This window comes from Allobosea sp. (assembly GCF_051860145.1).
Classification (GTDB): Bacteria; Pseudomonadota; Alphaproteobacteria; order Rhizobiales; family Beijerinckiaceae; genus Allobosea.
In genome coordinates this window covers 230,078-251,916 of sequence record NZ_JBHYEM010000007.1, presented here as the reverse complement: position 1 = coordinate 251,916, position 21,839 = coordinate 230,078, and the positions used below count along the sequence as shown (strand labels likewise).

General features: G+C 64.8%; 19 protein-coding genes. 5 read left to right on the top strand and 14 right to left on the bottom strand.

Going from position 1 to position 21,839, the window contains the following annotated elements; all coding sequences use genetic code 11:
- Positions 1–1,256, top strand: a 1,256-nt coding sequence (locus ACTIF2_RS14835) for a dipeptide ABC transporter ATP-binding protein (protein ID WP_439497855.1), incomplete at its 5' end; no start/stop codon positions are given.
- Between the two features lie 211 nt (positions 1,257–1,467).
- Here the strand turns inward: ACTIF2_RS14835 and ACTIF2_RS14830 are convergent.
- Both ACTIF2_RS14830 and ACTIF2_RS14825 read right to left on the bottom strand, forming a co-directional pair.
- Positions 1,468–2,622 carry a helix-turn-helix transcriptional regulator gene (locus tag ACTIF2_RS14830; RefSeq protein WP_439497854.1) on the bottom strand — a complete coding sequence of 385 codons (1,155 nt, stop codon included), beginning with the start codon at positions 2,620–2,622 and terminating at the stop codon, positions 1,468–1,470.
- 167 nt (positions 2,623–2,789) lie between these two features.
- Positions 2,790–3,752, bottom strand: a complete 963-nt coding sequence (locus tag ACTIF2_RS14825) for a PfkB family carbohydrate kinase (protein ID WP_439497853.1) — start codon at positions 3,750–3,752, stop codon at positions 2,790–2,792.
- Positions 3,753–3,830: 78 nt separating this feature from the next.
- Between ACTIF2_RS14825 and ACTIF2_RS14820 the strand changes: the two genes are divergently transcribed.
- Both ACTIF2_RS14820 and ACTIF2_RS14815 read left to right on the top strand, forming a co-directional pair.
- Positions 3,831–4,601, top strand: coding sequence for a GntR family transcriptional regulator (locus tag ACTIF2_RS14820; RefSeq protein ID WP_439497852.1), 771 nt, complete (start codon positions 3,831–3,833; stop codon positions 4,599–4,601).
- A 304-nt stretch (positions 4,602–4,905) separates the two neighbouring features.
- Positions 4,906–5,238, top strand: coding sequence for a hypothetical protein (locus tag ACTIF2_RS14815; protein WP_439497851.1), 333 nt, complete (start codon positions 4,906–4,908; stop codon positions 5,236–5,238).
- Positions 5,239–5,272: 34 nt separating this feature from the next.
- On the opposite strand, the gene ACTIF2_RS14810 is transcribed toward ACTIF2_RS14815, so the two are convergent.
- Entirely contained in the window at positions 5,273–6,709 is a 1,437-nt protein-coding gene (locus ACTIF2_RS14810; protein ID WP_439497850.1) for a mannose-1-phosphate guanylyltransferase/mannose-6-phosphate isomerase, read from the bottom strand.
- A 134-nt stretch (positions 6,710–6,843) separates the two neighbouring features.
- Between ACTIF2_RS14810 and ACTIF2_RS14805 the strand changes: the two genes are divergently transcribed.
- On the top strand, positions 6,844–7,737 hold the full coding sequence (locus tag ACTIF2_RS14805) for an FkbM family methyltransferase (protein ID WP_439497849.1): 894 nt from the start codon (positions 6,844–6,846) through the stop codon (positions 7,735–7,737).
- Positions 7,738–7,777: 40 nt separating this feature from the next.
- Here ACTIF2_RS14805 and ACTIF2_RS14800 read toward each other — a convergent pair whose 3' ends face one another.
- The 4 genes from ACTIF2_RS14800 to ACTIF2_RS14785 are packed head-to-tail and all read right to left on the bottom strand — an operon-like array spanning position 7,778 to position 11,368.
- A complete protein-coding gene (locus ACTIF2_RS14800; RefSeq protein ID WP_439497848.1) occupies positions 7,778–8,689 on the bottom strand; it encodes a glycosyltransferase family 2 protein in 912 nt (303 codons plus the stop codon).
- A complete protein-coding gene (locus ACTIF2_RS14795) occupies positions 8,686–9,603 on the bottom strand; it encodes a glycosyltransferase (protein ID WP_439497847.1) in 918 nt (305 codons plus the stop codon). The genes ACTIF2_RS14800 and ACTIF2_RS14795 overlap by 4 nt, the downstream gene beginning before the upstream one ends.
- 15 nt (positions 9,604–9,618) lie before the next feature.
- A complete protein-coding gene (gene fcl / locus ACTIF2_RS14790) occupies positions 9,619–10,566 on the bottom strand; it encodes a GDP-L-fucose synthase (RefSeq protein WP_439497846.1) in 948 nt (315 codons plus the stop codon).
- Positions 10,567–10,597: 31 nt separating this feature from the next.
- Positions 10,598–11,368, bottom strand: coding sequence for an ABC transporter permease (locus tag ACTIF2_RS14785; protein WP_439497845.1), 771 nt, complete (start codon positions 11,366–11,368; stop codon positions 10,598–10,600).
- A gap of 136 nt (positions 11,369–11,504) precedes the next feature.
- Between ACTIF2_RS14785 and ACTIF2_RS14780 the strand changes: the two genes are divergently transcribed.
- Entirely contained in the window at positions 11,505–12,944 is a 1,440-nt protein-coding gene (locus tag ACTIF2_RS14780; RefSeq protein WP_439497844.1) for an ABC transporter ATP-binding protein, read from the top strand.
- On the opposite strand, the gene ACTIF2_RS14775 is transcribed toward ACTIF2_RS14780, so the two are convergent.
- From ACTIF2_RS14775 to ACTIF2_RS14745, 7 genes are all read right to left on the bottom strand, one after another.
- A complete protein-coding gene (locus tag ACTIF2_RS14775; protein WP_439497843.1) occupies positions 12,914–13,831 on the bottom strand; it encodes a radical SAM/SPASM domain-containing protein in 918 nt (305 codons plus the stop codon). The genes ACTIF2_RS14780 and ACTIF2_RS14775 overlap by 31 nt on opposite strands.
- Before the next feature lie 115 nt (positions 13,832–13,946).
- Complete coding sequence (locus ACTIF2_RS14770; protein ID WP_439497842.1) at positions 13,947–14,666, bottom strand: class I SAM-dependent methyltransferase; 720 nt, start codon at positions 14,664–14,666, stop codon at positions 13,947–13,949.
- Positions 14,667–14,810: 144 nt separating this feature from the next.
- On the bottom strand, positions 14,811–15,485 hold the full coding sequence (locus tag ACTIF2_RS14765; RefSeq protein ID WP_439497841.1) for an FkbM family methyltransferase: 675 nt from the start codon (positions 15,483–15,485) through the stop codon (positions 14,811–14,813).
- Between the two features lie 139 nt (positions 15,486–15,624).
- Positions 15,625–16,446: an SPASM domain-containing protein gene (locus ACTIF2_RS14760; protein WP_439497840.1), complete on the bottom strand. Its 822-nt coding sequence runs from the start codon at positions 16,444–16,446 to the stop codon at positions 15,625–15,627.
- Between the two features lie 138 nt (positions 16,447–16,584).
- The gene (locus ACTIF2_RS14755; RefSeq protein ID WP_439497839.1) at positions 16,585–17,925 is read right to left on the bottom strand and encodes a radical SAM protein; all 1,341 of its coding nucleotides are present in this window, start codon (positions 17,923–17,925) and stop codon (positions 16,585–16,587) included.
- 377 nt (positions 17,926–18,302) lie between these two features.
- Positions 18,303–20,321 carry an FkbM family methyltransferase gene (locus tag ACTIF2_RS14750; protein WP_439497838.1) on the bottom strand — a complete coding sequence of 673 codons (2,019 nt, stop codon included), beginning with the start codon at positions 20,319–20,321 and terminating at the stop codon, positions 18,303–18,305.
- Between the two features lie 96 nt (positions 20,322–20,417).
- Positions 20,418–21,839 (bottom strand): FkbM family methyltransferase, encoded by a 1,422-nt coding sequence (locus ACTIF2_RS14745; RefSeq protein ID WP_439497837.1) that lies wholly within the window; start codon positions 21,837–21,839, stop codon positions 20,418–20,420.

The window sequence follows — 21,839 nt, the reverse complement described above, 5'->3', positions numbered from 1 at the left end:
CCCTGCAGGACGAGGAGGGCATGTCCGTCCTCTTCATCACCCACGACATGGGCGTCGTCGCCGAGATCGCCGACCGCACGGTCGTGATGTATAACGGCCAGGCGGTGGAGACGGGCGCGACCGAGGACATCTTCGCCCGCGCCAAGCACCCCTATACGCGCTCGCTGCTCTCGGCCGTGCCGAAGCTCGGCTCGATGGGCGGGCACAAGCGGCCGATGCGCTTCCCGGTCGTCGACCGCGCGACGGGCCTTTCGGACGTGCCGACCGAGACCTCAGACACGGTGGCGCCGGCCAGCGAGCGGCCGGTGCTCGAGGTCAGCGGGTTGACGACGCGCTTCGAGATCCGGGCCGGGCTGCTCGGCGGCGTCAAGGGCCGCGTGCATGCGGTCGAGAACGTCGCCTTCAGCCTGCAGGCCGGCGAGACGCTGGCGCTGGTCGGCGAGTCCGGCTGCGGCAAGTCGACGACGGGGCGTTCGGTGATGCGGCTGATCGAACCGCTCGCCGGCTCGGTGCTGCTCGATGGCGAGGACGTGCTGAAGCTCGACCAGCGCACCCTGCGCGACCGGCGCAAGCGCATGCAGATGATCTTCCAGGATCCCTTCGCCAGCCTCGACCCGCGCATGAATGTCGGCGCGGCGATCGCCGAGCCGCTGCTGATTAACAAGCTCGCGAACCGCACCCAGGCACGCGAGAAGGTCGCCGAGCTGCTGCGCCGGGTCGGGCTCCAGCCCGACATGGCGAGCCGCTTCCCGCATGAGTTCTCCGGCGGCCAGCGCCAGCGCATCTGCATCGCCCGCGCGCTCGCGGTCGAGCCACGGCTGATCGTGGCGGACGAGTCCGTCTCGGCGCTCGACGTCTCGGTCAAGGCGCAGGTGATCAACCTGATGCTCGAGCTGCAGGAGCGGATGAAGCTCGCCTATCTCTTCATCTCGCACGACATGGCCGTGGTCGAGCGCGTGAGCCACCGGGTCGCCGTGATGTATCTCGGCGAGATCGTCGAGATCGGCCCGCGCGAGGCGATCTTCGGCAATCCGCAGCACCCCTATACCAAGCGCCTGCTGGCGGCGGTGCCGGTGCCGGATCCGGCGCGCCGGCTCGAGAAGCGTCCGGTCTCCAATGACGAGATCAAGAGCCCGGTGCGTGCGCCCGACTATGTCCCGCCGGTGCGGCAGTACCGCGAGGTCTCGCCCGGCCATGCCGTGATGATCTGGGGCGAGGAATGGGAGAAGCCGGCGCCCGTGGCCAAGGTGGCCTGAGCGACGGGGGCGACCCGCCCCGCAACAAGTTCGCATTCCTGTCGGCATCGTCCTTCATTTGAAGGACGAATGTGGGCGCGTCTCCGCGTTAACCTCCGTCCGAAGCAGACGATCGGACGGAGGAAACGTCTTGGGTTGTCGTCCATCCACGCGCATCTGTTCGGTTGCCGACGGGCGCTGGCCTCAGGCTGGCTCCCGGGAGCGGCTCAGCTCAGCCGTCCTCGCTGTCGCGCACCGGCAGCTCGGCTCCTCGCAGAAGCGCGGCGACCTGGCTCTGCTGCCGCGTGCCGGTCTTCTGGAAGATGCGAGCGAGATGGGTGCGCGCCGTCGACATGCGGACGCGCTGATGATCGGCTGCCTCGGCCAGCGACTGGCCCGAGGCGAGCGCGGAGGCAAATCTCGCTTCCGTCTCGGTCAAGGCGAAGAGCTGTTGCGCGGCCTTGGCCAGATCGGCCGCCGGTTTGAGCGGGCTGACGGCGATCATCGCGCAAGGAGGGCCGTCCGGCATGCCATAATAGCCGGGCACGGGCAGCGGCGACACGCAGAGCGAGAGATTGGGGCCACCTGCCTCCGGGGAGCGGGCCAGGAGACGGCCGCGACCGGAAGCCGGCTCGCAGGAGGGGGCGAACGCCTCCGCGACCAGGCGCTTGAGGACGGTCTGGTCCAGCTGCCTGCGCGCGAAGATGCGGCCGGACTGCAGGCTGAGCGCGCCTTCGGGATCGGCAAGGAGCAGATCGGCGGCCTCGTTGGCATAGGCCAGCTGCATGTTCTGGTCGGTGAGAATGATGCCGACGGACAGGGCGTCGAGCGCGCTGCGCGCCATGTCCCTTTGCAGGGTCAACAGGCCGATCTGACGGCGCATCGCAGCGACGCGCGCCAGGATGGGCCTGAGGCGTGCCAGCAGCGCGGCGTCCTCCGCATCGAAGGTTTCCTGGCGGCGGCCGCGCTGGATGTCGAAGATCCAGTAGGAGGTGTCGGCCTCGAGCAAACGGCAGCCCAGGCCGCCATACATGTCCTGCGGCGCCATCCATTCCTGCCAGAGACGGCTGGCGCGCAGATGCTCGCTGCCGAAGACGGCGTGGTCGCTATAGACCTGGCCCATCGGAACCTGGGAGAGCTGCGCGGCGAAGGTCACGAAGTCATCCGCGAGCTCGCCGGCGCAGAGCTGCTGGAGCGCCGCGTCGGGGTTCGTGGTGATGGCGTCGCTCGGATCGGGATCGGGGCCGATACGAGCGAGGCAGGCCTTCGAGCCGTCGAAAAGCTGCCTCATCTGTTCCACGGCCACGCTCATGCGCTCGGTGTCGTAGGCGCCTGCCAGCAGGCTATCGATCGTCGAGACAACCGCATCGAGATTCGCGCGCGCCATAGCCATCTCCAGGGCCGTGGGATGCCCGGCGGCGTGTCGAAAACGCTCGTTGCACGAGGTTTGACGGTAACCGCCGGCATCACGATCAAGACCGGGCCAGACGCTATCGTTACCGTATTGGAGCTTTTATGGAAAGTCCAAAAACGATCCAATAAATGCCGGCGGCGTCAACCTGCCGCTGCGAGGAAATCATGCAGCTCCGCTGCCGTCGGAAGCACGTCGAAAACGCCCGTGCGCCGCGCCACCATCGCCCCGCAGGCGCTGGCACGCCGCAGCGCCTCCGGGAAGCTCCGTCCTTCGACGAGGCTCGCGGCCAGGCCTGCCGCAAAGGCGTCCCCGGCTCCCAGGCTGTCGACTGCGTCGACGGCAAAGGCGCTCTGCCGGAGAGGGGGTTCGCCGGCGCGAAAGGCGACGGCGCCGGCAGAACCGAGCGTCACGACCAGCGTGTCGGGGCCGCAGGCGAAAAGGGCTCGCGCGAGATCTTCCAGCTTCGCCATGGCGTCGAGCTCCGGATCGGGCCCGGGCCCGGGCATGCCGCTCGACTGCAATGCCAGCGCAAGCGCCTGCGCTTCGTTGGCGTTGACGATCACCGTCGAACTGTTGGCCAGGATGCCGGGAGGCACCGGCCGGAAAGGCGACGGGTTGAGAAGCGTCCTGACGCCGGCTTGCCGCGCCCGCGCGAAGGCCTCGGCGATGGGCGCGTCGCCGATCTCGAACTGCGCCACGACGAGATCGGCCCTGCGGATCGCCTCGGACATCTCGCGGACATCCTCCACGCCGAGCGACAGGTTGGCGCCGGGATTGACCGCGAGACAGTTCTCGCCGCTGGCATCGGTGAAACCGATTCCGCCGCCGGTGGCGCCGGAAAAGCGTTTCAGCATCGTTTCGGGCAGTTCGGCCCGGCACAGGGCCGGAGCGGCGAAGGCGGACAGGAGGTCGTCGCCAATGGCCATCAGGCCGTCGACGGCAATGCCCAGCCGGCGTACGCCCAAAGCGAGATTGAGTCCCTTGCCGCCGGGCTCCACAGTCAGGGCCTCGGCGCGCAGCGATTCTCCTGCGATCGGAAAGCGCGCCACCTTCGCCGAGCAGGCGACGACGAAACTGCCTAGAACGAAGATCATGCCCGCCATGCCGCTCCAGCTCCTGCCTTCCACTCCATGACGTCAACGCCGCGCACCCGCTCGCGCACCCGGTCTGCGCATCCCGCAGTGTCCGAGACGCCGCCTCCGGCCAGGCCCGCCTTGCAGAACCTGCTCGAACTGCGTGACGACACGGCAAAGCCGCTCTACCAGCAGTTGGAAGATCAGTTGGCTCAGCTGATCGGCGACGGCACGCTTCCAGCCGGAACCACCTTGCCGGCCGAACGCCAGCTTGCCGACAGACTCCATATCAGCCGCGCGACTGTCCAGCGATGCTATAACAGCCTGCGCCAGCGCAAGCTCTTGAGTGCGCATGGCCGTCTCGGCTCGATCGTCCAGGGGCCGGGGTCGCGCATGCATTCGGGGATGGACCGCCTGAAGGGCTTCACCGAGGAGATGCGCGAGCTCGGGCGGGTGCCGTCTTCGCGCATTCTGGAAAGCGCCGTGGTCGCGGACAGGTCGATCGCGTCGATCTTCGGCCTCTCGTCCAACGCGCAATTCCTGAAACTGGTCAGGATTCGCAGTGGCGACGGCGTGCCGATGTCGCGCGAGGTCGCCTGGTACAATCTGCAGGTGGCGCCGAGCCTGCCGGATTCCGATCTGTCACAGTCGGTCTACGCGCTCCTTGGCGAGCTGGGGGCACCGCTCGTCCTGTGCGAGCAGATCATCGAAGCGGCGGCGCCGACCGAGGAGGAATGCGCGGTGTTCGGTTTCGCGCAGCCCGTCCCCTGCCTGCTGATCAAGCGCCGCAGCTATGGCCAGGATGGCGAGATGATCGAATATGTCGAAGGCCTCTTCCGGGGCGATGCCTATTCCTACAAGCTCTCGCTCCGGGCCTGAAGCGTCCAGGACGCTCTTCGCAGGTTGCGTCGAAGCGCCGCGTTGCTGTGACTGAAGCGCAATCCGCCCTTGACCTTTGCCGGGCTGATGGTCGAGTCTCGCGGAGTCGCAAAGACAATCGAGGCCGGCGTCGCGGCGGCCCAGTGCTGGTTCGGCACGGCGGCTCGCAACTCCGGCCGGTGCAGACGGACTGCCTCCTTTCGACGAGGCCCGTTGCGCCCGGATCGGCGCATCCATGACGGAATGCCCCGGCGCGGCAAGCGCGCCGAAGGACCGATGAAACGCTGAAGCAGGAGGGCGCACCGTGAAGCGGATCATTGCCATCGCGCTTCTGTTCGCGGCCGGAGCCGCTGCGGACGCGGCGGAAGGACTGCCCGGAGTTCCGCGGTTGCAGGACTACGAGAAGGCGCGCAAGAGCCTGCTGGCGCAGGGCTGGCGGCCGATCACCCTGCCGGAAGCGGACGAGTGCCAGCCGGGCGACCGGCGTTGCGCCGGGCGACCCGAGACCTTCGCCTGCGTCGGTTTCGCCGGCTGCATCTTCACCTGGCGCCGCGGCGGAACGGTGATCGACGTCGTGACGCAGGGCGAGGGGAGCACCGCGGTCAGCGGCCTTCGCTGCCGCGGTGGCTGCCAGTGAGCCGAGCAGGGCGCGCCTGCCTGAACGACTGGCGTCACACCCGCTTGTAGTCGTCCTGCGAGCGGACGATGTCGTCCTCGCCGAGATAGCTGCCCGACTGGACCTCGATCAGCTCGAGATCGATCCTGCCTTCGTTGCCGAGGCGGTGCCAGGCGCCGAGCGGGATATAGACGCTCTCGTTCTCGCGCACGATCTTCGTTGTGCCGTCGATCTCCACCGTGGCCGTGCCGGTCACCACGATCCAGTGCTCGGAGCGGTGGAAATGCTTCTGCAGCGAGAGGCGGGCGCCGGGCTTCACCACGATCCGCTTGACCTGGAAGCGGCTGCCGCGATCGACGCTCTCATAGGAGCCCCAGGGGCGCATGACGCGCGCATGCTCGTCAGCGAACTTGCGGGTGGCTTCCTTGGCGCGCAGCCCTCCGACGAGGGCCTTGAGCTCATGGGCGACGTCGCGGCGGGCCACCAGAACCGCATCCTTGGAGGCGATCACGGCGACGTTCTCCAGACCGACCACGGCGGTATGGATCTCGTCGCTCGCGACATAGGAGTTGCGGGTGCCCGAGAGCGTCACGCCGCCGCGCACGGCGTTGCCTTCGGCGTCCTTCTCCGACATTTCCCAAAGCGCGTCCCAGGAGCCGAGATCGGACCAGCGGTAGTTGGCTTCGACCACCATGGCCTGGGCCGTCTTCTCCATGACGGCATAGTCGACCGATTTGGCCGGAGAGGCGGCGAAGATCGCGCGATCGATCCGCTCGAAGGTGATGTCGCCGGCGGCGTCCACCGCGATCGCCTTGGCGGCCTGCTCGGCAACCGCGGCGATCTCGGGCTCGAAGGTCCGCAGCTCGTTCAGGAAAGCGTCGGCACGGAACAGGAAATTGCCGGAATTCCACAAATAGCCGTCGGCGACGAATGTCTCGGCGGTCGCCCGGTCGGGCTTCTCGACGAAGGCCGTCACCTTGCGCACCCGGCCATCCGCCACCGCGCCCGGATTGATATAGCCATATCCTGTCGCCGGCTGCGTCGGCGTGATGCCGAAGGTGACGAGCCCGCCCGCCGCCGCCGCGGCAAGGCCTGCCTGTGCGGTCGCGGCGAAGGCGGCCTTGTCGGTGACGAGGTGGTCGGCCGCGAGCACGAGCATCACCGCATTCGGGTCGCTCGCCCGCAGGAGCTCGGCCGCGACCGCGATGCAGGGGGCGGTATCGCGCCTCATCGGCTCCAGCACGATGCGGCCGCTCACGCCGGCCCGCGCCAGCTGATCGGCAACGAGGAAGCGGAAATCCTCACCGGTCACGATCATCGGATCGGCGAAGACAGACCGGTCGGAGACCCGCGCCAGGGTATCCTCGAATGTGGAGCGATCGCCGAGCAGCGGCAGGAATTGCTTCGGATAAGCCTCGCGCGAGGAAGGCCAGAGCCTCGTTCCTGCGCCGCCCGAAAGGATGACCGGCACAATCCGAACCGAACTCGACATGGATGGCAACTCCGCGCTTTCCCTTGATCACTGACTTGACCGCAATAGCGGGAGGATCGCCACAAAGCCAGAATGTTCGCTCGTGACATCGGGCATGGCGCGATCGCTCAGACAATTCCGGTCATCTCGCGTTCATGCGGGAACGACCACAAAAAAGCGCCTGTTCCGATGCAGGAGAGCGCCGAAATGCGATCCCACTCGCTCGAGGCGTGCTTGACAAAGCGCCGCGGATGTTGCCGAAACGGGCCAACTGGCCAGGTCAATTACCGGAGATTTTCTTGTCGGATTCTTTGAGATTTTCCGAGGCCGAGATTCGCCTTTTCGAACAGCTGAAGTCTTTCGGCTATGCACCTGAAGTCATTTATGACATCGGCGCGTCAAACGGCATGTGGTCGGCGGTCATCAACCCCGTCTTCCCGAATGCCAGCTATCATCTGTTCGAGCCGCTCGCCGACGCGATGAGCACCTATAGCGAGTCGCTGGCCAAGGTGCTGCCCGCGCACCCGAATTTCCACCTCCACCGGATCGGACTGGGCGCCGAGAACGAAACCAAGGAGATGGCGATCTTCTCCGGCGGCTTCGGCAGCACCTTCCTCGAGATCGACCGCATCAAGTCGATACAGGACAGCCTCAAGGCGTCGAGCCGCCTCGACGAGATCGCCTCGTTTCCGGTGCGCCGGCTCGATGATTTCGTCGCCGAGAAGCAGATCCCCCATCCCCAGATCGTCAAGATCGACACGCAGGGCTTCGAGGTCGCCATCATCGAGGGCGGTCGCGAGACCATGCGCCGCGCCGATATCCTGCTGCTCGAGACCTGGCTCTATCGCGGCTATGGCGTAACGACCCCGCTCCTGCATGAGCTGATGGAGCCGGTAACCGAGCTCGGCTTCGTCCTGGTCGATTTCGGCGACGTCTACTGGGCCGCCAAGCACAAGCTGACCTCGATCGACGCGATCTTCATGCGCGAGGATTTCCTCGACAAGATCGAAACCTCGACCGACGGCTGGAAGTGGCGGATCTGGAAATAGGAGCGGGCGCTGCGCCGCTGCCAGGGCATCCGGCGGCGGGTCAGGTTTCCGAAATCCCCAGCAGCTCCTCCAGCTCGGCATGTGACAGCCGGGGCTGGCCTCGCCGCCACCATTGCCGGAGATGCAGGCCCGCGCGCGGCTTGCCGAGGAGCGAGCGCAGCATCAGCGCCGTCGCCTGGGCCGGATTTCCGCCGCGATAGGCCGAGGCGGCCCGCTCCATGTCGAGATAGGCCCTGAGGTTGCGAAGCACTGGGGTCGTGACCCGAGCGTCGGTGGCGAACCGCTCGGAGATCCGCCGTGCCGCGGCATCGACGAGCGGCTGATTGTTCTTGGCGCCGTGCCGTATGGCTGCCCCGATCACATCGGCGACCACCAGCTTCCCTCCCGCCAGGCCAAAGCGCAGGAACCAGTCGAGGTCCTCGAGGCGGCGAAGACCGGCATCGAGGGGCCCGACACGGTTCCACGCCTCGCGGCCGATCACGACTGTCGAGCCCGGACAGAACCAGCAGCCGCTGGCGAAGTCCCTTGGCTCGGTAGCGCCGACCGGCATCCGGCAGGCCAGGTTTCGGCTGCCGGGGTGATAATCCTGCCAGCCGGTCGCGACCGCGAGCATGGCGTCGCCGGACGAGAAGAACGGCAATTGCGCCGCAAGCTTGCCGGGCAGCCAGGCGTCGTCCGAATCGAGAAAGGCGATCAGGTCGCCCGTTGCGTGATCCACGGCGGCCTGGCGCGCGCCCGAGGCTCCGACATTCTGCGGCAGCCGCACGAGGCGAACGCGCTTCTTCAGCACCGGGGGCGGGGCGATCTCGACGGGCTCGGGCGAGCCGTCATCGACGACGACCACCTCGTCGATCAGCTCCGCTTCCGGCGCGAGCGAGGCCAGCGCATGGCCGAGCTCCCTCTGCCTGCGATAGGTGGGGATGACGACCGAAAGACGTAGCCTGCCGGTCACGCGACCAGCCGCCCCAGCCGGGCGGCGCGCTCGTTGATATGGCGGGCGAGCATCGGGGGGAGGCGGAAGGGCCAGAGCGGGTCGCGCCCCGTTGCTGCAGCGACCGTGCCGAGCGATTGTCCGGCCTGGCCGCTGCGAGCCTCGAGACCGGCCAAGTAGAACGAGGCCCAGGCGTGCCAGCGGCGATAGGCGGCGCGGAGGGCGGGGTCTTCCGCCTCAGCCATGCCGTCCCTTGCCGCCGCCAGGCATTGCCGCGCATGGGCAAGCGAGGGCGCCTGGTCGTTGAGCGTCAGCGACTGGTCATGGATGTGGTAGCGATAGAGCGGCTTGTCGGTCGTGACATGGCTCCGGCGCGCGAGCTGCGCCCGCAGGAAGAACTGGCGGTCGGAGATGGCGGAGTAGCGTTCGTCGAAGGGGCCGACGCGGTCGAGCAGCTGGCGCGACAGGAAGCGGCCGTTGGTGAGCGGCACGCCCGGCCCGATATCCTGCTCGCGCAAGGCGATCATCGCCGGATGGTCGAGGACGCGAATGGTCCCGGCCGGCGGCCCGCCATTGCGCATGATCTCGACGGCTCCGGAGACCATGTCGACGGCAGGGGCTCCGCGCAGAAGCCCGCGCACGATGTCGAATGCGCCGTCGGGCAGCTCGTCGTCCGAGTTCAGGATGCAGATCAGCGTCCCGGTCGCGCGGCGGATCCCCTTGTTCCAACCCTCATAGAGGTTCCGGTCCGGCTCGCTGACGACCCGCAGATGCGGGAACCCCGCGAGCAGCTCCAGCGTGCCGTCGGTCGAGGCGCCGTCGATGACGATGTGCTCGACACCGTCGAGACCCTGCGCCATGGCGCTGGCGATCGCGCGCGAGAGCATCTCCCGGCGATTGAGCGTCGCTGTGACGATGGAGATCTCGACGCTCACCTCGCCGGCCCTGGCTCAGGCCGCTTCCTTCCAGTTCTCCAGGAACCAGCGATAGGTGTCGGCGATGCCGTCCTCGAGGCCGATCCGGGGCGCCCAGCCCAGGCCGCGCAGGCGGGTATTGTCCGTGCATTTGCGCGGCGTGCCGTCCGGCTTGGTCGAATCGTAGTCGAAGCCGCCCTGATAGCCGACGACCTTGGCCGCGGTCTCGGCCAATTCGCGGATGGTGACGTCCTCGCCGATGCCGACATTCAGATGACCGTGGTCCGAATAGTTCTCGATGATGAAGACGAGCGCGCTGGCGAGGTCGTCGACATGCATGAACTCGCGCCGCGGCGTGCCGGAGCCCCAGATCGTCACCTTGCCGCCGGAGAGCTTGGCGTCATGGACCTTGCGGATCAGCGCCGGCAGGACATGGCTCGACTTGAGGTCGAAATTGTCATGCGGGCCATAGAGATTGGTCGGCATCGCCGAGATGAAGTCGCGCCCATACTGCTTGCGATAGGCCTGGCACAGCTTGATGCCGGCGATCTTGGCAATGGCGTACCATTCGTTGGTCGGCTCGAGCTCGCCGGTCAGGAGAGCGTCCTCGTTGATCGGCTGGGCTGCGAATTTCGGATAGATGCAGGTTGAGCCGAGGAAGAGCAGCTTGCCGACATCCTCGCGATGGGCTGCCTCGATGACATTCGCCTCGATCATCAGGTTGTCATAGAGATAGTCGGCCGGATAGGTGGCGTTCGCGAGGATGCCGCCGACCTTGGCTGCGGCGAGGATGACGGCGTCCGGCTTCTCGCGCTTCATCCAGGAGCGCACGGCGGCCTGATCCTTGAGATCGACCACGTCGCGCCCGGCCTTGATGATGGTGGCATCGCCACGCGCCTCGAGCGCACGCACGACGGCCGCTCCCACCATCCCGCGATGGCCGGCAACCCAGATGCGCTTACCCGTGAGAGAATAGATCGCCATGGTCCTGGTCCTTCGGTGAGAGAAGTGCCGATCAGATGCTGTCGGCGAAGCTGGGTCGCAATGTCGCGAAGAGCAAGGCCCCTGCTGCGCAGAGCAACGCGGCAACAAGAAGGCTGATGCCGGTCGTCGTCGCGTCGAAGGGGAATGTCGAGCCGGTGAGCGCCGTCTTGTAGCCCTCGACGACCACAGCCATCGGATTCAGGCCGACGACCGAGCGCCAGGCCTGCGGCAATTGCGCCGGCGACCAGACGATCGGCGTCAGCCAGAACCAGACGGTGGTGATGAAGGGCGCGGCGGCCTGCGTGTCGCGGACGGAAATATTGAGCGACGAAACGGTTAGAGCAATGCCGGATGAAACCGCGATCGACAGGGCCATGCAGAGCGGCAGGACCCAGATGAAGCGGAGGTCGAGCTGGCCGAGCAGGGCGAGAACCAGCGCCAGGATGGCCAGGATGGCGAGATGGACGATGTAGGCGGCCGCGACCGAGGCGAGAGGCATCAGCTCGATCGGAAACACCATCTTCTTCACGAGATGCGGGTTGCGCAGCACGGAGCTCGTCGAGTCCGAGACGCTGTCGGCAAAGGCCAGCCAGCCGACCATGCCCACGATCAGGGCCGTCCCGAAGCCGGGCCCGGCCGCGGCCCGCATGCCGAGCCCGATATCGAGCGCGAACCACATCGCCCCGATCAGGGCCATCGGCGCGATCACGGTCCATGCCACGCCGCCCATGCTGCCGGCATGGCGTCGCTGCAGTTCCGATCGTGCAAGATAGGCCAATAGCTGCAAGCGGCCGAGCGCCATGCCTGTTCGCGTCGTCCGAAGACGCCCCATAATCAATTGAAAAACCCGGGAGGGTGTATAGATAGGCGGGCGACCAACCGCAAGGCCGGGGCACCGGCGTGGTGGTCGCCCCCCGATATGGAGACTATAACGAGCGATGCAGACCGTCGCGTCAAACGACAGTTCCAGCATGATCCTCGTCGAAGACGTTCGGAAAGTGTATCGCCTCGGACAGACGCCGCTGGACCCGCTGCGGGTTGCGCTGGGCCTGCGCCCGCATCGCGCCCATAGCGAGCATCGGGCCGTCGATGGCATCTCGCTCGATATCAAGAAGGGTGAGACGGTCGGCATTCTCGGCGTCAACGGCGCCGGCAAGTCGACCTTGCTGCAGATGATCACCGGTACGCTGCGCCCTACGTCTGGAAAGGTTCAGACGTTCGGCCGGATCGCGGCGCTGCTCGAGCTCGGTGCGGGCTTCAACCCGCAATGGACCGGCCGCAAGAACGCGGAATTCCAATGCGTGCTGCAGGGCGTCCCGGCGGCGGAGCTCGCCGAGCGCATCGCCGCCATCGAGGCCTTCGCCGATATCGGCGACTATTTCGACGAGCCGACGCGGACCTATTCCAGCGGCATGTATGTGCGGGTGGCCTTCGCCTGCTCGGTCGCCAGCGAACCGGATATCCTCATCGTCGATGAGGCGTTGGCGGTCGGGGATCTCAAGTTCCAGAACAAGTGCTTCAGGCGCTTTGAGGAGATGCAGAAGAGGGGTTGTACCGTCCTGTTCGTGACCCACAGCCCCGATCTCGTCACGCGCTTCTGCACGCGCGGGCTGATCCTCCATCTGGGACAGCTGCTCTTCGACGGCTCGACGGCTGATGCCGTGCGCATCTACATGAACCTGACGACGGGAGCCAATCTCCAGACCGAGCCGGCTCCGGCGGACGAAATTCGGGAGACAGCCGTCGCGCAAGCCGCGGACGTGAAGGCAATGGCGTCCCCTGATGTCGGGGGTCCAATCGCGGCAGACTGGGCGGGGCTCCCCGATCGGCGTGCGCAGTATAACCCGCAAGAGCTGCGTTCGGGGAGCGGAGGGGCAAAATTCACCGATGCGGTCCTGCACCGCGGCGACCGACGCGACCTCGCAAGTCCAGCTAAACCTGGGGAGACCCTGTTCCTGACCACTCGGGTGCAGATTTTCGACAGAGTTGCTGCGCCCGAACTCGGCCTGATCCTGCGCAGCAAGACCAATCAGATTCTCAGCGGAGCCAGCAATCTGATGGTGGGTTCGCCGTTGCCCGTTCTCGAGCCGGGCTCAGCGCTGGATGTGACTTGGTCCTTCAGGGCGCATTTTCTGTCCGGCGACTATTTCATCGATCTCGGCATTGCCGATCTGAGTGAGGGCGACAGGCTGGTCCTCGATCTGCGCCAGTCGATGCTGCATTTTACCATCAGTTCGCCAAAGACGGTGTTTGGACTCGTCGAGGCGGAGATCGATCTTACGGATTTTCAGTGGATCGATCGTCAAAGGCCGCCCGATCTTGAGAGGTCTCGCCTGCAATTCGTCGATCAGGACATCAAAGGGCAGGTGCGGCAGTAATCCACGTCTTTGCGGTTCGTGATGTGGCCGCGGAGATGTTTCCGATAGGGGTGATTATAGATCTCCAGCAGATGCTGGGTGCGAATGTCGCCGTGTCGAAATTTTCCGTCGGCGTCCATGACGCAGAAGGGGTCGGTGCCGTCAGCGTAAAACCCTACCGTGAACCACTGATAGCATCCGACGTCGGGCACGATGCTCGGCGTGGTATTCACCGAACCTGACCATGTTGCGCGTCGATAGACCGAGACGTCGAATTTCGGCCACCGCTCCTTGACGAACGAGATGAATTCCGCGTCATCGCCGTTGTTGTCGGCAACCTTGGTCACGCGAGTCCAGAATGGAAGTCGACCTTCCGCCTTCCTGCGGTGGATGGCATCGAAGCGCTGGATCGCGCGCTCGTAGGAAATCTGCATGATCTCCTCATAGCGGGCTTTCCGATGATCGTTCAGCGAGAGCGAGAGACAGAAGGAGTTAGGCAGTTCTTCAAAGCGGTCCATCGCCGCTTCGTTAAGTGGCGAGCCGTTCGAAAAATAGATAAACTGCACATGCGGAGCGACGTGATTTATCGACTTCGTGATGTCATATATTCTCTTATCAAGAAAAGGCTCGTTGATGCGCGCAATTGTCACAAAAAGCGGAACACTCTGATCGAGATCGCCAATATTGGATACAATTTTTGCAATCAGTTCATCGGACATCTTTTTGCCCTGACGTTCGATCGAAACGTATGGGCAGAAGTTGCATGCAGCATCGCATTTTGCATAAGTTTCAAAAGATACTGTATGCGGAGTCGTCAGATAGCGATCCCGAAGGCCTAAAAAGCCAGCTTGATATGTTTCAATCGCTTCCTGAGAATTGAAATCTTCGGCGATATACTTTTTTTTCATCTGAAATTATCGCCAATTCAAGAAGCGCTTGGGTGCTTCGTCTTTGGTTGAAACCTTCAATTGCAGCCTTGACGTGTTTTTCGGCGTTCAAGGCTGGAGGCGCTTCCGTTCAATATCATCCCCAAGTCTGCGTGTCAGGTAGGCTGTCCAGCAGGTTCGGATTGTCCAAAGCCACATGGGAGCCGACGAAGACGGCGCGCGTGAGCCCGCTCCTGTTGGGCCAGGGCCTGGTCCAGTCGAGCGGGAATTCGTCATGCGCCGGCTGGGTCCGGGTGACATAGGCGTGGGCGAAGTGGCGGGTCAGCGACTCCATCACCCAGGCGCGGGTCGGCCGGCAGCCCTTGCCGTCGAAGGCCTGGGCGGGGTTGGCGGTCGGCTCGTCGATGACATTGATGGCGCTGCCGGCGTCCATCGAGACGCAGGTCTCGAGCACCATGAAGCCCGCGGTGCGGCGCGCGAGCAGTGCGATGGCGGCCTCGGGATCGCCGACATGGTAGAGGAAGCCATAGCAATGGACGAGATCGAAGCGCTCGCCCAGGCCGTCGATGGCCTCGAAAGGCGCCTCGACCAGGGTGACGTTCTCGGCCGTCGGGGACCACGAAGCCTCGATCTGGGCGCGATAGGCTTCGCAGTTCTCCGCGCGCGGCTCGAAAGCCGTCACGCGGCAGCCGCGGTCGAGATAGAAGAGCGAGTGGTAGCCGACGCCGGCTCCCGGCTCGAGAACGCTCTTGCCCGCCAGGTCGAGGCCGAGCGAGGCAAGATGCTCCAGCCGGCGCTGGTTATGGCGAAGGTAGAAGTCGGCGGAGAAAAGCGTCGAGCTGGTCAGATCGATCATGGAGGTCATACGTTTCTTCGCGTGAAAGCCGCGGCTGCACGGCAGCGCAGCGGCATATGGTCCCGCGCGGATCGGGTGGCCGGTTCACGAACCCGCTGGTCATGCAACCGGCGTCTGCCGCCTGCGCCGAGCCGCGACCGGTGCTCAGAACATCGCGGGTTCATGCGCTTTTGCGCGGTTGATGAACCAGACGTCGATCGCAACGGCCTCGGCCTTGTCATTGCGGAAGACATCGCCGAATTCATAGGGCACGAAACCGAGCGGCGAGAGAAAGCTCATCAGCTCGTGGAGCAGGGGGGTGTTGTCGCCGTAGCCCCGCTGAATCCAGGTCTCAAGCATCAGGAACTTCACGCCCGGGAGCGTCTGCCGCGCCCCTTTCAGCGCGGCCAGCTCGCCGCCCTGGATGTCGATCTTGATCAGGTCCGGCGCCGCGCACATCCGCGAGGCGACGATCGAGTCGATCGAGCGGAGCGGGACCTTCGCGGGCTTGATGTGGTCGGCTCCCGCGATCGCCAAGGTCGTGCTGGCGGAGGGGTCGTCATAGACGTTGATCGTGATCGAGCCGTCCTTCTCGCCGATGGCGATGGGATGGATGTAGGATTCCTGGTGCATCCCCTTGAGATAGCCCAGGATCTCGCGATAGCCGGGGTGGAGTTCGGCGAGAGGCTCGAACACCTCGAAGCGCGACTCGGGCAGCACTTTCGACATGATGTTGACCCAGGCTCCGTTGGAGCCGCCAACATCGTAGACGACCGGAAACGTGTAACCCAAAGCCTTGATGGCGCGCCCGACCTGAGCGTCCATATCCCCGTAATTCATGCAAATGATCCCATACAGCGCTTCGGCGCGGCACTCTTGCCTTTAAACGAACGGACTGACAAGTCTGAGGGGTCGCTTGTCGCTAGTCGGGCCGGCCCGCTCGCTCGGCGGGGGCGGATCATAGCGTTGCGCAAGATTCTCAGGCGGCCTGCAGGTATTCCAGCGCCGCATCGGCCTCGGCTACTCCACGCCTCTTCGCCAGCGTGAGGAGTTTCCTGGCCTCCTCGACCTGAGTGGGATCCGTCTTCAGAATGCAGCCCAGGAGATAGTAGCCCATCGGGTCACCGAGCTCGGCGCCCTTTCGGAACAGCTCCTTCGCCTCAGTCACCTTATGGCCCATGCCTTTTCCCTCGATGAGAATGCGTCCGGCCAGGATATAGGCTTGGGCATAGCCGCTTTCTCCCGCCTGTTTCGCGCGTGAAAAGGCAAAGCCGTTGACCAGCCGGCTATTCCACTCGAACAGTGAAAGGGCAAGGCGATAGGAGGCGAGTTCCGAGCGTTTGCGTGAGGCGCGGTAGAGCCAGAGATAGGCGAGGGCGCTGTCCTTGACGAAGCGCATCGTCAGCCGCGACGGGCGTTGGCCGGCCTTTTCCAGAAGACTGTGCCCAAGTGTCCAGAGCGCATCGCGCTGGCCGAGTTTTGCCAGCGCTTCGGTATGTGGCAGGACCACGCCCTCGGGCACCTTGCGATAGACCACCTGCGAAGCCGTCTCCTCGTCCGGCGCCATCCGGGAGCGAATGAAGGAACAGCCGGCTCCCGCGCAGACCGGATGGATGCGGTTCTCGACGATATACTGCCTGAGCTCCTGCATCTCCTTGCCGTTCCAGATTTCCTCCGGCTTGTCGCCGTCCATCACGTTGCCGACGGGCGAGGTCGCATAGCAGCACGGCTTGATGTCGCCATTGGCGTGCAGATAGAGCCGGTTCCATGGCCATCTGCAGTCACGGACTTCATGTGCCATTGCGGACTGTTCCCTAGAGCCGGATGATTTCAGATGGAATCACGAAGTGATCCCATCTGAAATCTGAATCCGTCTCTCATCAAAGAGTTAGAGCAGGATCAATGCGAAAAACCGGTTCCCACTTTTTCGCATCCTGCTCTAGATCGAGCTCGGCGCGAAGGCGCCGGTGCGGCAGCGCCTTTGCTGGTGGCTGACGTTCTCCGGCGACAGCAGCACCTCGTAGCCCTCGATGACGACGCCGAGGCGGTCGGCCTCGTCCATCGCGAGAATGATGTGCTTGTCGGCATAGTCCGGTTCGTCGTGCAGGTCCTGCTCGGCATAGTTGAAGTTGAAATTGCCCCGGCTGACCTTCCAGGTCTCGCGTGCCACATGCGGCTCGGTCAGATGCTCGAAATAGACATGGCGCACGCCCAGTTCAGCCGCCATGCGCACGAATTGCGGCGCTTCCTCGATATTCTCCCGCATCAGGACCATCGAAATGCAAACCGGCGGGGTCTCGCCGGCGAAGCTCGACGCCTGGACCAGGCGTCGAATGCCATCGAGCGTCTTGCGCATCTCCGCACCACGGATGCGCCGATAGGTCATGGGATCGGCGGCATCGACCGAGATATTGACGCGCGCGATCGGCGCCGCGTTCAGCCTCTCGACATTGCGCTCGGTGAGCAGCATCCCGTTGGTGTGAAAGACCAGCTTCGGCGATTCACGCCCGTTCAGGGTGTCGACGATGCGCCAGAAGCCGTCGGCAAGCAGCGGCTCGCCGACCCCCGTCGGATGGATCTCGTCCAGATCGTCCAGCGAGCGCAGCACGGCCTCGATCATCACGTCCGGCGCATCGCGCTTGACCAGCATCCCGTCGGTCAAGCCGTGAGGACACATCACGCAGGTCAGGTTGCAGCGTGTCGTGATCTCGAGCGTCATGGCACGCGGGCCATGCGCCAATGCGTCCGCGGGGCCGCGCTCCATCCATTGCTGCTGCGTGCCCGGCGCATTCGAGGTGGCCAGCTCGAGTTCTGCCAGGGCCTCAGCCGCGCCCTCGACACCAGCATCGATCGCGACGCGCAGATGATGGGCTGCCTGGGGCGGATCGGCGGGCAGGCCGATGCCCCAGCGCAGGCAGTTGGCGAGGAGATAATGCGCCATCGGCTCGTCGGCGCCGGCGGCCGTTCTCAGCCGCGCGACGGCTTCGGTCAAAGCTGCTTCGTCATCCTCGCGCTTCAGCAGCTCCGCTGCGAGCCGTGTCGCGGCCGGGGCATGGCCGGCATCCGCCGCTCGCGCCAGCGCCGCCTCTCCGCCGGAGAGCCCCTGCTCGGCGCAACCATGGTCCAGCGTCAGGAACCCGAGCCAATAATCGGCCTGCGGCGAACCGAGGCGCGCCGCGCGCGTAAAATATGCGACCGAATCCGGAAACCGTTTCTCGAGGAAGGCCTCATAGCCATCCCGAATGAGGGCACCCTCATCCTCCTGCGAGTGGCTGTTCAATCTGGCTTCGCTGCGATCGGATTGTGTCGATAGCATTCGGCAAGCGGTTCCTTTTCAGGCCTGGTCCGAGATTATCCGTGGTTCTCTCATAGCGAGCGCGCATCAGCGCAGACGTGGCGTGGCAATTGAGCCAATCCGCCGTCGAGGAGAACACTATAGACAAACTGGCACCCGAAAGCAGCGACTTTATGGCCCGAGCCTCGGCTCGCCGTCGCGCGCTTCGAAAAGGCGACCGCAGATCGCCCGCGGTCGCTCATGCGCTGGTGGTGTTTTGGCATGGCTCAGGGGACGGCAAAGGGCCCTTGGAAGGCCGTTTGGCGGCACGATCCTGCGGAGGCCTTGAAAACCGCCTCCGCAGGATCGAGGGTTCTGTCCGCTCAGGACTTGGCGTCTACCGACTGTATGGTGCCGCCAAGGCCCTTGCGGACGAAGGCAAGGTCGAGCTGTTCCAGCTCGCCCGAGGACGGAACCCGCCAGCCGCCGACCTGGTCGAAGACGCGGAAGCCGAGTTCGTCCATGCGGTTGCACATCTCGAGCAGCGTCTTGGCCTCCGGATGCACGCGGGTCAGAGTGAGCTCGAGGATGACGACATCGACATTCCGGTCGAGCGTCTTCAGCGCACCCTCGATGGCGAGATGTTCGGCGAACTGCACGTCGATCTTCAGCAGCCCGCGCCCGGCGAGCTTCTTTTCCTTGGCGACGGCGTCAATGGTCTTGATCTGGACTTCGACCTTGTCGACGACCGAGACCACGTCCGAAACGGAGAGCAGGGACGAGCCGTAGAGGTCGCTCGACACCGAGAAGGTCGCCCGCCCGGGCTTGTCGCCGATCGCCACCTCGACGAGTTCGAAACCGGGCTTCGCCCAGACGTTCGGATAACGCTGGAACATCGGATCGCACAGGATGTAGCGCGCCTTGTCGAAGACGCTCGCCACCGCGTTCGACCAGATCGCCGTGGACGCGCCGATGTCGAGGACGAAGTCCGGCAAGAACCCCATCGCCTTCAGGCGGTCGCAAAGCGAGACGACTTCGCCGAAATGGGCCGCGTATTGGGGGGCGACCGGCTTGTCGAAGAAATAGGCGAAGGATTTCGGATCGGTCGGAAAGAGGTTCTCGAAGCGATCATCCGGCCAGCGGCCGCCGGCGAGGATGGTGTCGAAGACGAAATTGTCGACGCCCTCGAAGGAGAATTGCGGGGCAAGCTCCGCCGCGCGCTTCCGGATGGCGTTCTGCGTTTCGGGCTTCGACAGCGCTTCGACGGCCGTTTTGAGCGATTGCGCGTCATAGGGGATGACGGAGCCGATATCGAGCCGCTTCACGAAACCGCCGGCCGCCGTGCCTTCGCGGCCGAGAACGATCATCGGAGTGCCCGCGGTCGCCAGCACGAACGGCATGCGGGTCGGCAGGCTCATGGTGCCGAGCGCCTTCTCGTGCTCGCCGGAGTCGCCGGGATCGCTCGGCACGACCACCGCGGTGGCGGACAGCACGGCCTTGCGAACGACGTCCGGATCATCGCCCTCGATCACGTTCACGCCACGCTTGGTCAGGTCGGAAAGCGGGTGCTGGTTCGTCCAGAGGCCGGGATTGGAAGAGTACCAGTCGACCTTCAGGCCCGCCGCCTCGACGACCTGGCTCAGTCGATCGAGCAGGTCGGCGCTCCAGACATTGCCGATCATCACCAGCCGCTGCTCCGCCGGCGCGGGGCTGGCCTTGGTCCGCACCATGCTCGGCGCGACCAGCGGCGGCAGGACGGCCATGGGCTTGCGGAACTCGACCTGGTAGCGCCGCTTGAGCTCGTTCGAGATGCCGAACAGGGCCGATGCGCGCTCGATGCCCTCGGCCATCACCGCGCGGCGGATGCCGCCGGCCTCCAGGCAGTTGTCGTCCATGATCCAGAGCCCGAGCGGGGCGCCGGTGATGGCCTGGGCGACGATCGCGAGCGTCACGTCGGTCTCGAAATAGGGCACGCAGAGGATCGAGCGGACGTCATAGTCGGCAAGCCATTCGGACACCTGGGCCATGATCTCGCGCCGGTCGGTCATCCCGACCGGCAGCGCGAACATCTCGCGGGCCGAAAGACGCTGGTTTCCGCCATAATTCGTGCGCGAGCGGATCGCGACGATGTCCTTCCGATTCTCCAGAAGCCGCGACAGCAGCACGCCGGTGCCATGCGCGAAGCTGATCTCGTTCGGCGAGATCACGACATCCACGAGGCTGCGCTTGGCGAGCCGAGGGGGGCGTGCAGGGGCCGCTGCGGGGCTCTCCGGCACGACATCCATCGACGGGGCGAATTTTCCGGCCTCGGGCGCGACAGGAGAGGCCGCAGCCGCGGCGACGCGCGCCCTGGACTGCTTGTTCTGCATCTGCAGGTAGGTGCGCAGAAGAAATGCCTTCACCGGTCTGGGAAGACGCCGCGCAATTGGTCGCAGAGCTTCCACGATCGTTGATTTCATAGTCTCGTCTCTCCGCGACATTTCACCAAGGCGCTGCTTCTAGGCGGTCTTTTCGACAATCTTGACACGGCTGGCGCCGTAAGTCTGCCGTGCCCAGGCCAGGACTGCGTCAGTCAAGGTCGGGTTCGACAAGAACAGAATATTCCCCCAGCTGCCCGGTGGCGTTTCTTCGATGCCTGCGGCTACTCCAAAGTTGTCGCGCGCAATACCGCGCCACATCACGATCCAGAAGGGATACTTCTTCCGGTCAATTTCGGCGAGATAGTCCTGCAGGCTGTTGCCCACTGTGCCGACATTGAACACGTAATCCTTGTCCCAGAACTCCACCATCAAGACCGCCGCATTGATCGTGGACGCGCCCTTCAATACCGAAATATCGTTGCCTTCGGTATCCGTCTTGAGAAGTCCGATGGACATGGGCGCCGCATCGCCGAAAACCGTGTCGAGCCGGCGAACCGGCACGGTGATGGAATTCGAGAAGGCGAAGCCATTGAAGCCGGGATGTTCGTTGAGCGTGGAGAACAGGGAGGCATCGATCGTATTGTCGTCAACAGTCGCAAGATGCAGTTCCGCCGAGCCGTCGCTGTCCGAACAGGCCACGGCATGAATCCGCACCTTATCGGCATCGGCCGCGAAGCGCTCCGTCAAATGAGTGTTTAGCGCGGGCAGCGGCTCGAAGGCGTGAACCGCGAAGCCGGCATGACGGAGCGCGGCCGTGAACTCGCCCCGATTGGCTCCGACGTCGAAAGCCACTTTTGGCTCGACGAATTCAGCGATGGTGGGCAATACGGCGACCTCGGGGTTGAACGAGCTCGCCGTATAGAAATGCGGCGGGAAATGCCCGGTCTGGACAGCTTCGATGACGCCGCTCCTGACGGTGTCGGCGTCCCTCTCCATGAGCCGCAGCCGTTCATTCGCGGCCGATAGCTGCGAGGTCAGATTTCGGACCGTATTCTGTTCACGGCCCGCGACGGCTTCGGCGGCGGCGACAGCGGCGGCCGTGAGATTGTCGGTCAGTTCCGCCGGGTCGAGCGGCGGGATGTCCTTGTTGGCGGACGTGATCATCTGCAAGGTCGCCTCGACGCCCGACAGGCGCTTCGAGGAGGTGTTCAGCCGCTTCGCCATTGCCGCCGCCAAGCGGTTGGTCTGCTCGAGGAGAGAGTCGATATCGGCAAAGCGGGTGGCAACGCTCTGCATCGACTCATCCGATGCGCCAGAGGCCTGAGTCAGGCGTTGCTCGATGTCGAGGTGCAAAGCAGCGAGAGCCTTCTCCTGCCGTGCGATGCTCGCCTGCAGGCGCCGATACAGGCGGACGACGAGGACGGATAGCGCGGCCAGGCCGGCCAGGGCGAGCGCGGCGCCAAATCCGACCGAAATCCAGGAAGCGAGGGTGAACACGGCGATACCGCAGATCACACCTATTCCCGCAATATTTATGTTCGTATCCCTGAAATATGACAT

Excerpts from the sequence above, each read along its gene's own strand:
- ACTIF2_RS14830 (WP_439497854.1), bottom strand. The coding sequence starts at position 2,622 with ATGGCGCGCGCGAATCTCGATGCGGTTGTCTCGACGATCGATAGCCTG.
- ACTIF2_RS14825 (WP_439497853.1), bottom strand. The coding sequence starts at position 3,752 with ATGGCGGGCATGATCTTCGTTCTAGGCAGTTTCGTCGTCGCCTGCTCG.
- ACTIF2_RS14810 (WP_439497850.1), bottom strand. The coding sequence starts at position 6,709 with ATGTCGAGTTCGGTTCGGATTGTGCCGGTCATCCTTTCGGGCGGCGCA.
- ACTIF2_RS14805 (WP_439497849.1), top strand. The coding sequence starts at position 6,844 with ATGCGGGAACGACCACAAAAAAGCGCCTGTTCCGATGCAGGAGAGCGC.
- fcl (WP_439497846.1), bottom strand. The coding sequence starts at position 10,566 with ATGGCGATCTATTCTCTCACGGGTAAGCGCATCTGGGTTGCCGGCCAT.
- ACTIF2_RS14785 (WP_439497845.1), bottom strand. The coding sequence starts at position 11,368 with ATGGCGCTCGGCCGCTTGCAGCTATTGGCCTATCTTGCACGATCGGAA.
- ACTIF2_RS14780 (WP_439497844.1), top strand. The coding sequence starts at position 11,505 with ATGCAGACCGTCGCGTCAAACGACAGTTCCAGCATGATCCTCGTCGAA.
- ACTIF2_RS14775 (WP_439497843.1), bottom strand. The coding sequence starts at position 13,831 with ATGAAAAAAAAGTATATCGCCGAAGATTTCAATTCTCAGGAAGCGATT.
- ACTIF2_RS14770 (WP_439497842.1), bottom strand. The coding sequence starts at position 14,666 with ATGATCGATCTGACCAGCTCGACGCTTTTCTCCGCCGACTTCTACCTT.
- ACTIF2_RS14765 (WP_439497841.1), bottom strand. The coding sequence starts at position 15,485 with ATGAATTACGGGGATATGGACGCTCAGGTCGGGCGCGCCATCAAGGCT.
- ACTIF2_RS14760 (WP_439497840.1), bottom strand. The coding sequence starts at position 16,446 with ATGGCACATGAAGTCCGTGACTGCAGATGGCCATGGAACCGGCTCTAT.
- ACTIF2_RS14745 (WP_439497837.1), bottom strand. The coding sequence starts at position 21,839 with ATGTCATATTTCAGGGATACGAACATAAATATTGCGGGAATAGGTGTG.